A 13484-nucleotide genomic window follows, 5' to 3' on the forward strand; every position below is an offset into this window, starting at 1 on the left:
GTGGCCTAGCCCTGCTTGACGGCGTGCTGAAGGGCCTTCTCGGCCTTGGCGACCTGCTTCTGGGTGTCCTTGCCCAGCTTGGACGCGTTCTTGCGCACGTCCCCGGCGAGGTGCTCGGCGCGCCACAGCAGGGACGGGTTGCCCTCGGTGTCCACGGCGGCGAGCATGACGGCGCCGACCAGGGAGGAGTTCTTGAAGGCGGTGGAGCGGCGGGCGGCCTTCTGCTCCGGGGTGCTCGCCTCGGCGGCGCGGTAGTCGGCGTAGGCGTTGAGCGCGGTGGTGGTGACGAGCACGCCGGCCGAGAGGCGGGGCAGCTTGCCCAGCCCGAAGAGCACGGCGGCGCCGACCTGGGCCGCGGCCAGGCCCTGGGCCACCACGGCGTGGTTCTGCAGCGCGGGTCCGGCCTGGGGGAAGGCCTTCGTGGCGGCGGAGATCGCCGGGGCGAGGTGCTGGGCGGCCTGGGACGAGTTGCGGAAGCTCTCCACCCCGTTGGCGACGTAACCGGTGGCCAGCAGCGGGCGGGCGATGCGACGGACGATGCTCATGGGTTCCTCCTCGGCGGCGGACGGTACCGCGGGGCTGTCTCGGACGGGTCGGGTGCGGCGGACGGCGCCGCTCGTCCCATCCTAGCCACGGGGACCGCACCGGGGGTGGTCGTTCGGGCGGCGGGCCGGGAATAGGCGCCACCGTGTCCCCCGTTGTGCAGGACAGCGACCGGCGGCCCGCAGCGGCGGGACGACGGCGTAGCACAGCGCACAGCACCACAGCCCACAGCAGCACAGCCCACAGCAGCACAGCCCAGCGAACGGACCCGCACGGCCGGGGGAGAGGAGCAGTCATCACCGCCCCCGCGAGCGTTCTCGAGCAGGTCCCCGCGCACGTCCCCGTAGACTGGTCCGTGATGAACGAGCAGAACCAGCCGGGGGCCGCCCCCCAGCGCACCGAGCCTCCCGTCGACGTCGAGACCGAGAGCCCCGAGGCCCGGAAGGCGCGCTTCGAGCAGGACGCCATGGAGTACGTGGACCAGCTCTACGCCGCCGCCCTGCGCATGGCGCGCAACCCGGCCGACGCGGAGGACCTGGTGCAGGAGGCCTACACGAAGGCCTTCTCGGCGTTCCACCAGTACAAGCCGGGCACGAACCTCAAGGCGTGGCTGTACCGCATCCTCACCAACACGTACATCAACCTCTACCGGAAGCGGCAGCGCGAGCCGCTGCAGGCGAACACGGACACCGTCGAGGACTGGCAGCTGCACCGCGCCGAGTCCCACACGTCCTCGGGGCTGCGCTCCGCGGAGGTCGAGGCCCTGGACCACTTGCCGGACAGCGACGTCAAGAGGGCCCTGCAGGAGCTGCCGGAGGAGTTCCGCCTCGCCGTGTACTTCTCCGACGTGGAGGGCTTCGCCTACAAGGAGATCTCCGAGATCATGGACACGCCGATCGGGACGGTGATGTCCCGCCTGCACCGCGGGCGGAAGCTGCTGCGCGAGAAGCTCGCCGACTACGCGGCCGAGCGCGGTTTCGACACGTCCAGGGTGACCGGCGACAAGAAGAAGGAAAAGGACCAGTAGACATGGCCGACTGCGAGAGCCACGGAGGCTGCACCGACGAGAGGATCCGCCTGATCTACGAGTACCTGGACGGGGTGCTCCCGGCGGACGACCTCGACGAGATCCACGGCCATCTCCTCGAGTGCCGGGAGTGCGCCCGGGAGTACGACCTCGAGTGCGTGATCCGCTCCGTGGTCCGGCGCTCCTGCGCGGAGACCGCTCCCGCCGACCTGCGGGTCTCGATCCTCGCCCGGCTGCACGGGCAGCGCCAGGACCCGCCGGCCGCCTGAGCACGGCCTCCCGGAGCGGTGGCTCCGCCCCGGGCCGGGCACACGGAAGGGCCCCGGACCGCTGAGCGGTCCGGGGCCCTTCCGTCACGGCGGTCGCCGGGGTCCGGGAAGGACCTCAGGCGTTGGGGCGCTTGCCGTGGTTGGCGCCGCCCTTGCGGCGGTCCTTGCGCTTGCGTCCGCGCTTGCTCATGCGAGCCTCCTGTCTGTCCGCGGTCGCCCGCGGCGGATCGTGGGTGTCGGCGTCCGCTCCCGCACGCACCGGTGGGCTCCGGCGGCGGGACGGGGCACTGCCCGCCATTGTGTCACACGCCGGGCGGGCGGGTCTCACTGGGGTTCGGGCAGGTCCAGCCAGTCGTACCAGCCCCGGTGCAGCACCAGCCAGGCCATCAGCCCGTAGCCGGCCTGGCCGGGGTGGCCGTGGTTCGCCGCGAGGTCCTTGCGCCACTGCTCGTGGTGCTGCAGCGGGTTGAACGTGTCCACGTAGACGTGGTTGCGGCGGGTGGTGACGTCCGCGTAGGCGGCCGAGAGGTCCGCGATCCGGCGGTTGCGCTCGGCGTCCAGCGTGGGCGGGGGACCGACGACGAGCACCCGCACGTTGTGCTGGGACGCGGTGTCGATGATGTTGGCCATGTTGAGCCGGGACCGCGCGCTGGTGATGGACAGGTCGATGTCCAGGGTGGAGGGCGCGATGACCAGCCGGTTGTCGTGGCCCCCGGAGAACCGGCGGGCCGCCTCCTCGAACCAGCGCTCGTTCAGCGACTCGCTGCCCTCGCCGGGCGCCGCCAGGTTGTACGCGGACACCGGGACCACGTGGTGCGGGGTCCGGGCCATGACCCGCCCGAACCAGCCGAGGCCCCGGGGGTCGCCCTCGCCGGCCAGCAGCTCGTCACCGACTGCGACAATTCTGATCCTTCGTTGCTCCACGTCGTTCTTTCTGCTCGGGGGTGCGTGATGTCGGGGGGAACGAGCGGCGCCGGCCCGTGGGCACGGACCGGCGCCGGACTCGCTGGGGACGTGCGGGAGGGCAGGGGCACGGGCCCCCGCCCTCCCGGGACGGACTCAGTCGCGCTCGAAGGCCGTCTGCACCAGGGTCTCGAGCTCGGCCGCGTGGCGCTTGGCCGAGCCGTTGGCCGGGGACGCGGACGCGGGCCGGGACGCCAGGCGCACCCGCCGGTCGAGCTGCGGCACCAGATTGACCGCCATGAAGGGCCAGGCGCCCTGGTTGGCGGGTTCGTCCTGGGCCCAGGTGAGCCGGGCCTCCGGGTACTTGCCCAGCTCCTCCCGCAGCTCCGCGAGCGGCAGCGGGTAGAGCTGCTCCACCCGCACGATCGCCGTCGTGCGGTCCTTGCGCTCCTCGCGCGCCGCGGCGAGGTCGTAGTAGAGCCGGCCGGAGACCAGCACCACGTCCGTGACCTCGGAGGCCTCGAGCCCGGCCTGGTCCCCGATCACCGGGCGGAACGCCCCGGAGGTGAACTCCTCGATGGGGGACGCCGCCGCCTTGAGGCGCAGCAGCTGCTTCGGCGTGGCCACCACCAGCGGCTTGCGCGGGCGGCTGTAGGCCTGCCGGCGCAGCAGGTGGAAGTGGTTCGCCGGCGTCGACGGGTTGGCCACCACCATGTTCTTCTCGGCGCACAGCGTCAGGAACCGCTCGATGCGGGCCGAGGAGTGGTCCGGGCCCTGGCCCTCGAAGCCGTGCGGCAGGAGCATGACCAGCGAGGACCGCTGGCCCCACTTCTGCTCGGCGGAGGAGACGAACTCGTCCAGGATGATCTGGGCGCCGTTGACGAAGTCCCCGAACTGCGCCTCCCAGACGGTCAGCGCGTCGGGCCGCTCCACGGAGTAGCCGTACTCGAAGCCCAGCACCCCGTACTCGGAGAGCAGCGAGTTGTAGATCGCCAGCTGGGCCTGGTCGCCGGAGAGGTGGTTGAGCGGGGTCCACTCCGTGCCCGTGCCGGCGTCGTAGAACACCGCGTGGCGCTGGGTGAAGGTCCCGCGCCGGACGTCCTGGCCGGACATCCGCACCGGGATGCCCTCCATCATCAGGGAGCCGAAGGCCATGAGCTCGCCCATGCCCCAGTCGACCCCGCCCTCGCGGGTCATCGCCTCGCGGCGCTCGAGCAGCTTGCGCAGCTTCTTGTGCACCGTGAAGTCCTCGGGGACCTCCGTGTGCACGGCGCCGATCCGCTGGGCGGCCTCGGTGGAGATCGCCGTGGTGCGCGGGATGGAGACCCCGGAGTCCGCCTGCTGGGCGGAGGGCCGCTCGATGTTCGAGATGGCCGCGGAGTCCCCGGTGACCAGGGGGATGGAGGAGGTCTGCGCCTCGTGGGTCTCGGCGAAGACCCGCTCCAGCCGCTCCTGGTAGTCCTTCAGCGCCCGGTCGGCCTCCTCCTGGGTGATGTCCCCGCGCCCCACGAGGTTCTCGGTGTAGATCTTGCGGGTGGAGCGCTTCTCCTCGATGAGGTTGTACATCAGCGGCTGGGTCATCGAGGGGTCGTCGCCCTCGTTGTGGCCGCGGCGCCGGTAGCACACGAGGTCGATGATGACGTCCTTGTGGAACGTCTGCCGGTACGCGAACGCCATCTGGCCCACGTGCGTGACGGCCTCGGGGTCGTCCGCGTTGACGTGGAAGATCGGGGCCTGGAGGCCCTTGGCGATGTCCGTGGCGTAGGTGGTGGAGCGGGCGGCGGCCGGGGCCGTGGTGAAGCCCACCTGGTTGTTCACGACCACGTGGATGGTCCCGCCGACCGTGTAGCCGGGCAGCAGCGCCATCTGCAGGACCTCCGCGACGACGCCCTGACCGGCGAAGGCGGCGTCGCCGTGCACCTGGATCGGCAGCACGGGGTACGTGCCGTCGCCCTCGGGCCCGGCGCCCAGGACGTCGGTCTTGGCGCGGGCGATGCCCTCGATGACCGGGTCGGCCGCCTCGAGGTGCGAGGGGTTGGCCGCCAGGTAGACCTGGGTCTCGTTGCCGTTGTCGGAGGTGAAGGAGCCCTCCGTGCCCAGGTGGTACTTCACGTCGCCGGAGCCCTCGGTGGTGCGCGGGTCCTGGCTGCCCTCGAACTCGCGGAAGACCTGGGCGTAGGACTTGCCCGCGATGTTGGTGAGCACGTTGAGCCGGCCTCGGTGGGCCATGGCGATGCCCACGCCCGCGAGACCGCTGTCCGCGGCGTCCGAGATGATCTCGTCCAGCAGTGGGATCAGGGACTCGCCGCCCTCGAGGGAGAACCGCTTCTGGCCCACGTACTTGGTCTGCAGGAACGTCTCGAACGCCTCGGCGGCGTTGAGCCGGCCGAGGATGCGGAACTGCTCCTCGCGGCTGGGCTTCTGGTAGCCGTGCTCGAGGTGGTCCTGGAACCACTCGCGCTCCTCGGGCTCCTGGAGGTGCATGTACTCCACGCCGAGGGTCCGGCAGTAGGCGTCCCGCAGCCTGCCCAGGATGGTGCGCAGGCTCAGCACGTCCGCGCCGCCGAAGCCCCCGGTGGGCCACTCGCGCTCGAGGTCCCACAGGGACAGCCCGTAGGTGCGGATGTCGAGGTCCGGGTGCTTGCGCATCACGTACTCGAGCGGGTTGGTGTCCGCCATGAGGTGGCCGCGCACGCGGTAGGCGTGGATGAGCTGCTGGATCCGGGCGACCTTGTTGACCTGGATCTCGGGGTTGACCTGGTTGTCCACGGCCCAGCGCACGGGCTCGTAGGGGATCCGCAGGGCTTCGAAGATCTCGTCGTAGAAGTCGTCCCCGCCCAGCAGGTAGGACTCGATCAGCCGCAGGAACTCGCCGGAGCCGGCGCCCTGGATGACGCGGTGGTCGTAGGTCGAGGTCAGCGTGATGATCTTCGAGACCGCGTGGCGGGCGATGGTCTTGGGGGAGGAGCCGCGGTACTCGGCCGGGTGGTCGAGGGCGCCCACGCCCACGATGCACGCCTGGCCCTTCGACAGCCGGGGCACCGAGTGGACCGTGCCGATGCCGCCCGGGTTGGTCAGCGAGACCGTGGTGCCCTGGTAGTCCTCCATGGTCAGCTCGTTGGCGCGCGCGCGGCGGACGACGTCCTCGTACGCGGTCCAGAACTGCATGAAGGACATGTCCTCGGCGCCCTTGATGTTCGGCACCACGAGGTTGCGGGAGCCGTCCTTGTTGGGGATGTCGATGGCGATGCCGAAGTTCACGTGCGCGGGGTGCACCGCCACGGGCTTGCCGTCCTGCTCGTCGTAGACGACGTTCTGCGAGGGGTAGTTGGCCAGCGCCTTGATCACGGCGTAGCCGATCAGGTGCGTGAAGGACACCTTGCCACCGCGGTTGCGGGCGAGGTGGCTGTTGATCACGATGCGGTTGTCGATCAGCAGCTTCGCCGGGACAGCGCGGACCGTGGTGGCGGTGGGCACGGTCAGGGACGCGTCCATGTTGGCGGCCACGGCCTTGGCGGGCCCGCGCAGCTTGACGACCCTGTCCTCGGCCGGCGCGTCGTGGTTCGGGGCCGTGGCGCGGGCGCGGGCGGGCTGGGCCGGGATGGGCTTCTTCGCCTCGGTGGACTCCGTCTCACCCTGGTCGGTCTCGGGCCGGCCCTCGGCCTTCGCCCCGGACTTCGTGGGGGCCGGTGCCGCCGCGGGCTTCGCCGCCGGGGCGGCCCGCTCGGCGGGGGCGGACTTCGGGGCCGCGGGGGGCTTCGGGGCGGCAGCGGCCCGGGGCTTCGCGGGGGAGGGCGCCGGTTCCGCGGTCCTCGCCGCCGGGGCGGAGCCCGGCTGCTCCGCGCCGGTGCCGTTGTCAGCGCTCATCGACTCGAAGATGGGCCACCACTTCTCGTCCACCGAGTTCTTGTCCGTCCGGTACTTCTCGAACAGTTCGTCGACGAGCCACTCGTTACCTGCGAATTCTTCAGGGATGGGATGCTGTGGCTGATGTGGCACGGGGAATACGCCTCTTCCATGGTTGATCGCGTGGAGGCCGTCTGCCCGGTCTCCACAGTGTCGGTCCCGGTAGCGTCCGGACCCGCCGCCGGTGTTCGTCGGCGGCCGTCTCCCTCGGCAGCCGCCGGCGTCCGCCTCCGGGCCGGCCGGACGGTCGTCGGCCGGGCGCGGCCGTACCTCCGGCGAGTCTAGTGATCCCCGCGGCGGCATGGCTAGTCCGCCGCCGCGCCCCGGCGGGCGTGTCGCGGGCCCCCGGCTAGACTGGCGCGCGTGCGCTTTCTCAACACCCCCACCTCCGACCTGACCTACAGCGACGTCTTCCTCGTCCCCTCGAGCTCCCGGGTCACCTCCCGCTTCGACGTCGACCTCAGCCCCCGGGACGGCACGGGCACCACGGTGCCGCTCGTGGCCGCGAACATGACGGCGGTCACCGGCCGCCGGATGGTCGAGACGCTCGCCCGGCGCGGCGGGCTGGGGATCCTCCCGCAGGACATCCCGCTCGACGTCATCGCCGAGGTCACGTCCTGGGTCAAGGACCGTTCGCCCCGCTTCGAGACGCCGGTGGTCCTCGGCGCCGAGGACACCGTCCACGACGCCCTGGGCATCATGCACAAGCGCCCCCACGGGGCCGTGGTGGTGTGCGGGCCGGGCCGGTCCTACCGCGGGGTGGTGCTCGCGGCGGACTGCGCCGAGGTGGACCGCTTCAGCCAGCTCGGCTCGATCATGCGCACCGACGCCCCGGTGTTCACCCTCGCGGAGGTTCGGGCCGGGTCCGGGGACGACGTCCTCGCCGCCGCCTACGACCGGCTGACCCAGACCCGCGCCCACGTGGCGCCCGTGCTGGACGGGGACACGGTCGTGGGCGTGCTGACCCGCAAGGGCGCGGTGCGCTCCACGATCTACACCCCCGCGCTGGACGGCTCCGGCCGGCTGCGGGTGGGCGCCGCCGTGGGCATCAACGGGGACGTGCGCGGCAAGGCCAGGGCGCTGCTCGACGCCGGCGTGGACGTCCTGGTCGTCGACACCGCCCACGGGCACCAGCGCAAGATGGTGGAGGCCCTCGAGCAGGTGCGCGCGGCGGCCCCCGACGTGCCCGTGGTGGCGGGCAACGTGGTCACCGCCGACGGCGTCCAGGACCTCGTCGACGCCGGCGCGGACATCGTGAAGGTCGGGGTGGGTCCCGGGGCGATGTGCACCACCCGGATGATGACCGCCGTGGGCCGGCCGCAGTTCTCCGCCGTGCTGGAGTGCGCCGAGGCCGCCGCCGGGCTGGGCCGGCACGTCTGGGCCGACGGCGGGGTGAAGCACCCCCGGGACGTCGCCCTCGCGCTCGCGGCCGGGGCCAGCCAGGTGATGGTGGGCTCGTGGTTCGCCGGCACCCACGAGGGCCCCGGCGAGCTGAACGTGGACGCCGACGGGCGGATGTACAAGGAGAGCTTCGGCATGGCCTCCACCCGCGCCGTGCGCGAGCGCACCCGCGGCGAGGGCGCCTTCGCCCGGGCCCGCAAGGGCCTGTTCGAGGAGGGCATCTCGAGCTCCAAGATGTACCTCGATCCCGCGCGGCCCGGGGTGGAGGACCTGGTGGACCAGATCACCGCCGGGGTGCGCAGCTCGATGACCTACGCCGGGGCCACGACCCTCGAGCAGTTCGCGTCCCGCGCGGTGGTCGGCATCCAGTCCGCCTCCGGCTACGAGGAGGGCAGGGCGCGCGCCGTCAGCTGGTCGTGAGCACGCGCGGGCAGGGCCCGGCTCCGGTACGCTGGAGCCCTCATGGACTCCTTCAGTAGTCGCCGGCCCGGCCGCGGACTCCTCCGCCGCGGCCCCCGAGCCGGCGCACCCACCGTCCCCCACCCCGGCCGCACGGCCCCTGCCCGCCCCGGCCCTGCGTCCCGGGCCGCCACGGGAGGCCGCTCCTGATGGAATGGCTGCTCCTGGCGGCGGGTCTGCTCCTGATCCTCGGCACGGGCTTCTTCGTGGCCGTGGAGTTCTCCCTGGTGGCCCTCGACCAGACCACCGTGCGCCGGGCGATCGCCGAGGGCGACCGGGCCGCGGAACCGCTGCTCAAGTGCCTGCGCTCCCTGTCCACGCAGCTGTCGAGCTGCCAGCTCGGGATCACGCTGACCACCCTGCTCACCGGCTACACCCTGGACCTGGCGCTGCAGTCCTTCCTGCGGGAGCCGATCGCCGAGCTCACCGGGCTGTCCGTGGCGGCCGCCGGCGGGGCGACCCTGGCCCTGTCGATGCTCATCTCCACCCTGCTGTCCATGCTGCTCGGCGAGCTCGTGCCCAAGAACTGGGCCATCGCCGAGGCCTTCCGGGTGGGCCGGCTGGTGGCCCGGCCCCAGCTGGTGTTCACGGCCGTCTTCAAGCCGTTCGTCGTCACGCTCAACGGCGTGGCCAACCGCGTCCTGCACCTGTTCGGCATGGAGGCCAAGGAGGAGCTCTCGGGCGCACGCTCCCCGGAGGAGCTGTCCTCGATGGTCCGCCGGTCGGCGAAGATGGGCACCCTGGACGCCGGCACGGCCGCGTTCGTCGCCAAGACCCTCACCTTCGCGGAGCGGACGGCCGCGGACGTGATGACGCCCCGGATCCGCGTGCAGATGCTCGACTCCCACGAGTCCGTGGCGGACGTCGTGGCCGTGGCCTCCCGCACCGGGCACTCCCGGTTCCCCGTGATGGACGACTCCCCGGACGACGTCCGGGGCGTGGTCCACGTCAAGAAGGCCGTGGCCGTCCCGTCGGAGCGCCGCGCCGCCCTGGAGTGCGGGGCGATCATGGAGGACGTGCTGCGGGTGCCCGAGACCGTGCACCTGGACTCGCTGCTCGTGCAACTGCGCTCCGGCGGGCTGCAGATGGCCGTGGTCGTCGACGAGTGGGGCGGCACCGCCGGCGTCGTGACCCTCGAGGACCTCGTGGAGGAGGTGGTCGGGGAGGTCTCCGACGAGCACGACCGGCTCAGCCTCGGCGCCCTGCAGTCCGCGTCCGGCGAGTGGTACTTCCCCGGCCTGATGCGCCCGGACGAGGTGTCCGAGCAGATCACGGAGCTCGACATCGAGGACGGCCCCGCCTACGAGACGATGGGCGGGTTCATGATGGACCGGCTCGGGCAGATCCCGAGGCCCGGGGACGTGGTCCCCGTCCAGGGCGGGCTGCTCGAGGTCGCCCGGATGGAGGGACGCCGCGTGGACCGCATCCGCTTCGTCCCCGCCCCGGACGGGGACGAGGACGCCGCCCCCGGTGCCGGCGGGAAGGGCGCTCGGGAGGGTGAGGCACGATGAGCGACGCGGCAGGCCTGGCGTGGCTCGTGGTGCTCCTCGCGGGCAACGCCTTCTTCGTGGGCGGCGAGTTCGCCGTCATGTCCGCGCGCCGCAGCCAGATCGAGCCCCTGGCCGAGGACGGCAACAAGCGGGCCCGGACCGCGCTGTACGCGATGGAGCACGTGTCCCTCATGCTGGCCTGCTGCCAGCTGGGCATCACCGTGTGCTCGCTGCTGATCCTCAACATCTCCGAGCCCGCGCTGCACCACATCGTCTCCGGCCCGCTGGAGCACGTGGGCGTGCCGGCCGAGGTCGCCGACGTCAGCGGGTTCCTCACGGCCCTGGTCGTGGTCACCTTCCTGCACGTGGTGTTCGGGGAGATGGTCCCCAAGAACATGTCGGTCTCGGCCGCCGACCGCGCGGTGCTGCTGCTGGCGCCGCCGCTCGTGCTCGTCTCCCGCGCCGTCGGCCCGGTCATCGCCACGCTGAACTGGTCGGCGAACCACGTCCTGAAGCTGATGGGCATCGAGCCGAAGGACGAGGTCTCCTCGACCTTCACCCTCGACGAGCTGCAGTCCATCGTGGCGGAGTCGACGAAGGAGGGCACCGTGGCGGACCAGACGGGTCTGCTGTCCGGCGCCCTCGAGTTCTCCTCCAAGCGCACCGCCGACGTCATGGTGCCCCTGCACGAGCTCGTGACGCTGCCCGAGGACGTGTCCGCGGCGGAGGTCGAGAAGGCGGTGGCCCGCACGGGCTTCTCCCGCTTCGCCCTCCGGGAGGACGACGGCGAGCTCAACGGGTACCTGCACATCAAGGACGTGCTCTCGATCCCGGAGAGCCGCTACAACGAGCCGGTGCCGGTCACCCGCGTGCGCTCGCTGGCCAACCTGCGCCCCGGCATCGAGATCGACGACGCGCTGGCGGCCATGCAGCGCACGGGCTCGCACCTGGCGCGCGTGGTCGACACCGGCGGGCAGACCCTGGGCGTGCTGTTCCTCGAGGACGTCATCGAGGAGCTGGTGGGCGAGATCCGCGACACCACCCAGGACCGCCGGCAGCGCCGGGGGGACCGGGTGGACACCTCGGAGCCGCCGCGCTGAGCGGGCGCGGGCTCAGGCCAGGACGCGTACCGCGCCCGGGAGCACGTCCACGCGCACGGGCAGCGGACCGAGCCGCTCGCCGTCGGCGTAGGCGGTGACGCCGGCGGCGTCCACGTCCACCGAGCGGACCCGCTCGATCCGCACGCTCTCCAGCGCCACGTGCCGGCCCGAGAACAGCCGGGGGAACAGGACCAGGAAGCGGACCCGCCCCAGCGGGGCCACGGTGAAGAGCTCCAGCAGCCCGTCGTCCTCCCGCGCGCCGGGCACGATGGGCAGCCCGCCCCCGACCGACGAGGTGTTGGCGACGTTGAGCAGGACCCCGTCCCGGTGCTCGGTGCGGTGCCGTCCGGCGGCGTCCTCGATCCCGAGCCGGTAGCGGACGGTGCGCAGCCGCAGGATCTCCACCAGGACGGCGAGCAGGTACTTGGCGGATCCGCTCGGGCGCAGCCACCGGTTGGCGCGCTCGTTGACCACGGCGTCGAACCCCGCGCACAGGGCGGTCGCGAAGTGGCGGGTGCGGCCGTCGGCGAAGCGGGCGCGGCCGACGTCGAGCCGGCGCGGCCGCGGGTCGTCGAGCCGGCGCAGGATCCGCCCGGCCGCGGCCTCCGGGTCCCGCAGCGGAATGCGGAGGTGACGGGCCAGGTCGTTGCCGGTCCCGCACGGCACCACGCCCAGCGGGACGTCCAGACCCTGCCCGGCGAGCTCCACGAGCAGCCCGAGTCCGGCCTGGGCCATCCCGTCCCCGCCCACGACCACGAGGGCCCGGACGGCGGGGGCGTCCTCCCGCAGCCGGGCGCGGACCAGCGTCAGCAGGGCGGGGAGGTCCTCGGCGCAGAGCACCACGGCCTCGTCGCCGCCGGTGCGCAGCAGGTCCGCGGCCCGGTGGGCGTCGGCCAGGGCGCGGCCGCGCCCGGCGCTCGGATTGACCGCGAGGACGAAGACGCCGCGGGTCGGGGCGGGCTCAGCCATCGGCCCGCCGCGGACCGGCGCTGCGCACCGGCCGGTCCGCCCCGGCGCCCGGGAGGACCCCGGGGGCGGCACGGCGCTGCCGGGTGCCGCGGGGCCTCCCGGCCCCACCCCCGCTGGTGCGCACGCTCACGCCTCGTCCTCCCGTCGCCGGTGCTGCGGCTCGGCACCAGCTTAACAAGCGGCGCCGGACACGTCCCGCCCGGCCCTGGGGACCCGGGCGGGGCCGGGGATAGGGTGGGCCCATGGACCTGATCAAGTACACCCACTCGTGCGTGCGGCTCGAGAAGGAGGGCCGGGTGCTGGTCCTCGACCCCGGCTCGTTCTCCGGGCGGGAGGAGCTGGCCGAGGCCCTCGAGGGGGCCGACGAGCTGCTGATCACGCACGTGCACCCCGACCACCTCGACCCCGAGCCGGTGCACGCGCACCTCCGGGCCCACCCGCGGACCCGGGTGCACGCCCCGGCCCCGGTCGCCGCGGGGCTGCGGGAGGCCCTGGGGGAGGGCCACGAGATCCACGACGCCGAGCCGGAGAGCGTGCTCGAGCTCGGGGGCTTCACCGTGCGGACGTTCGGCGGCCAGCACGCGATGATCCACCCCCTCATCCGGACCGTGGACAACATCGGCTACCTGGTGGACGAGACCGTCTACCACCCGGGCGACTCGCTCGTGGTCCCGCACGGGCTCACCGCCCCGGTGCTGCTGGCCCCGATCCACGCGCCCTGGAACAAGCTGTCGGAGGTCATCGACTTCGTGGTCTCCGCCCGCCCCGAGCGGGTCTTCCAGATCCACGACGGCCTGCTCTCCGAGCACGGCTTCGGCGTGATCGAGGGGCAGCTGCGCACGTTCGCCGCGAAGTACGGTGTCGAGTACCGTCACCTGGCCACCGGCGAGCGCGTGGCCCTGTAGCCGGGGCGCCGCCGCGCGCGGCCCCGCACCGGGATCCGACCCACCACCGGGATCCGACCGACCACCGAGAGGGAGCACCTGTGAGCACCGTCTTCACGAAGATCATCGAGGGGGAGATCCCCGGCCGCTTCGTCTGGCAGGACGAGCGCTGCGTCGGCTTCCTGTCGATCGACCCGCTCGCGCAGGGCCACACGCTGGTGGTCCCGCGCGAGGAGCACGACCACTGGGTCGACCTGCCCGAGGACCTGGCGGCCCACCTGATGGTGGTCTCCCAGCGGATCGGCCGGGCCATCGACACCGTGTGGCGGCCGGCGCGCGTGGGCCAGATGATCCAGGGCTTCGAGGTCCCGCACACCCACGTGCACGTCTGGCCGGCGGAGACGGTCGAGCAGTTCCAGTTCGCCAACGTGCTCCGCGACCCGGACCCCGCCTGGATGGACGAGGCCGCCGAGCGGATCCGGGCCGCCCTGGTCGAGGCCGGGCACGGCTCCTGCGTCCCGCAAGCCTGACCC

The 13484-nt window shown here is 72.8% G+C and carries 12 protein-coding genes; 7 read left to right on the plus strand and 5 right to left on the minus strand.

Annotation, left to right across the window (positions count from 1 at the left end):
- Positions 1-5 precede the first annotated feature (5 nt).
- Positions 6-545 (minus strand): DoxX family membrane protein, encoded by a 540-nt coding sequence (locus QYM41_RS03255; protein ID WP_368798298.1) that lies wholly within the window; start codon positions 543-545, stop codon positions 6-8.
- Positions 546-901: 356 nt separating this feature from the next.
- Between QYM41_RS03255 and QYM41_RS03260 the strand changes: the two genes are divergently transcribed.
- Both QYM41_RS03260 and rsrA read left to right on the plus strand, forming a co-directional pair.
- Positions 902-1570 (plus strand): sigma-70 family RNA polymerase sigma factor, encoded by a 669-nt coding sequence (locus tag QYM41_RS03260; RefSeq protein ID WP_368798299.1) that lies wholly within the window; start codon positions 902-904, stop codon positions 1568-1570.
- 2 nt (positions 1571-1572) lie between these two features.
- On the plus strand, positions 1573-1839 hold the full coding sequence (gene rsrA / locus QYM41_RS03265; RefSeq protein ID WP_368798300.1) for a mycothiol system anti-sigma-R factor: 267 nt from the start codon (positions 1573-1575) through the stop codon (positions 1837-1839).
- A 115-nt stretch (positions 1840-1954) separates the two neighbouring features.
- On the opposite strand, the gene QYM41_RS17940 is transcribed toward rsrA, so the two are convergent.
- The 3 genes from QYM41_RS17940 to QYM41_RS03280 all read right to left on the minus strand — a co-directional run bounded on the left by QYM41_RS17940 (position 1955) and on the right by QYM41_RS03280 (position 6741).
- On the minus strand, positions 1955-2029 hold the full coding sequence (locus tag QYM41_RS17940) for a 50S ribosomal protein bL37 (RefSeq protein ID WP_095343185.1): 75 nt from the start codon (positions 2027-2029) through the stop codon (positions 1955-1957).
- Positions 2030-2163: 134 nt separating this feature from the next.
- Positions 2164-2763, minus strand: coding sequence for a GDSL-type esterase/lipase family protein (locus tag QYM41_RS03275; RefSeq protein ID WP_368798302.1), 600 nt, complete (start codon positions 2761-2763; stop codon positions 2164-2166).
- Between the two features lie 135 nt (positions 2764-2898).
- Positions 2899-6741 carry a multifunctional oxoglutarate decarboxylase/oxoglutarate dehydrogenase thiamine pyrophosphate-binding subunit/dihydrolipoyllysine-residue succinyltransferase subunit gene (locus QYM41_RS03280; protein ID WP_368798303.1) on the minus strand — a complete coding sequence of 1281 codons (3843 nt, stop codon included), beginning with the start codon at positions 6739-6741 and terminating at the stop codon, positions 2899-2901.
- 270 nt (positions 6742-7011) lie between these two features.
- Here QYM41_RS03280 and guaB1 point away from each other — a divergent pair, with 270 nt between their 5' ends.
- The 3 genes from guaB1 to QYM41_RS03295 all read left to right on the plus strand — a co-directional run bounded on the left by guaB1 (position 7012) and on the right by QYM41_RS03295 (position 11098).
- A complete protein-coding gene (gene guaB1, locus QYM41_RS03285) occupies positions 7012-8469 on the plus strand; it encodes a GMP reductase (protein WP_368798304.1) in 1458 nt (485 codons plus the stop codon).
- Positions 8470-8657: 188 nt separating this feature from the next.
- Positions 8658-10019, plus strand: coding sequence for a hemolysin family protein (locus tag QYM41_RS03290; protein ID WP_368798305.1), 1362 nt, complete (start codon positions 8658-8660; stop codon positions 10017-10019).
- Entirely contained in the window at positions 10016-11098 is a 1083-nt protein-coding gene (locus tag QYM41_RS03295; RefSeq protein ID WP_368798306.1) for a hemolysin family protein, read from the plus strand. The genes QYM41_RS03290 and QYM41_RS03295 overlap by 4 nt, the downstream gene beginning before the upstream one ends.
- A 12-nt stretch (positions 11099-11110) precedes the next feature.
- On the opposite strand, the gene QYM41_RS03300 is transcribed toward QYM41_RS03295, so the two are convergent.
- Positions 11111-12067, minus strand: coding sequence for a diacylglycerol kinase family protein (locus QYM41_RS03300; protein WP_368798307.1), 957 nt, complete (start codon positions 12065-12067; stop codon positions 11111-11113).
- A gap of 242 nt (positions 12068-12309) precedes the next feature.
- On the opposite strand from QYM41_RS03300, the gene QYM41_RS03305 reads away from it, so the two are divergent.
- Together QYM41_RS03305 and QYM41_RS03310 are read left to right on the plus strand one after the other, a co-directional pair.
- Positions 12310-12972: an MBL fold metallo-hydrolase gene (locus tag QYM41_RS03305; protein WP_368798308.1), complete on the plus strand. Its 663-nt coding sequence runs from the start codon at positions 12310-12312 to the stop codon at positions 12970-12972.
- Positions 12973-13052: 80 nt separating this feature from the next.
- Complete coding sequence (locus QYM41_RS03310) at positions 13053-13481, plus strand: HIT family protein (RefSeq protein ID WP_368798309.1); 429 nt, start codon at positions 13053-13055, stop codon at positions 13479-13481.
- Positions 13482-13484: the final 3 nt, after the last annotated feature.

Source organism: Kocuria oxytropis (assembly GCF_040981195.1).
In the GTDB taxonomy this organism is placed as follows: domain Bacteria; phylum Actinomycetota; class Actinomycetes; order Actinomycetales; family Micrococcaceae; genus Kocuria; species Kocuria oxytropis.

Bases quoted from the DNA above. Each gene is read 5' to 3' on its own strand.
- QYM41_RS03255 (WP_368798298.1), bottom strand. From the start codon at position 545: ATGAGCATCGTCCGTCGCATCGCCCGCCCGCTGCTGGCCACCGGTTAC.
- QYM41_RS03260 (WP_368798299.1), top strand. From the start codon at position 902: ATGAACGAGCAGAACCAGCCGGGGGCCGCCCCCCAGCGCACCGAGCCT.
- rsrA (WP_368798300.1), top strand. From the start codon at position 1,573: ATGGCCGACTGCGAGAGCCACGGAGGCTGCACCGACGAGAGGATCCGC.
- QYM41_RS03290 (WP_368798305.1), top strand. From the start codon at position 8,658: ATGGAATGGCTGCTCCTGGCGGCGGGTCTGCTCCTGATCCTCGGCACG.
- QYM41_RS03295 (WP_368798306.1), top strand. From the start codon at position 10,016: ATGAGCGACGCGGCAGGCCTGGCGTGGCTCGTGGTGCTCCTCGCGGGC.
- QYM41_RS03300 (WP_368798307.1), bottom strand. From the start codon at position 12,067: ATGGCTGAGCCCGCCCCGACCCGCGGCGTCTTCGTCCTCGCGGTCAAT.
- QYM41_RS03305 (WP_368798308.1), top strand. From the start codon at position 12,310: ATGGACCTGATCAAGTACACCCACTCGTGCGTGCGGCTCGAGAAGGAG.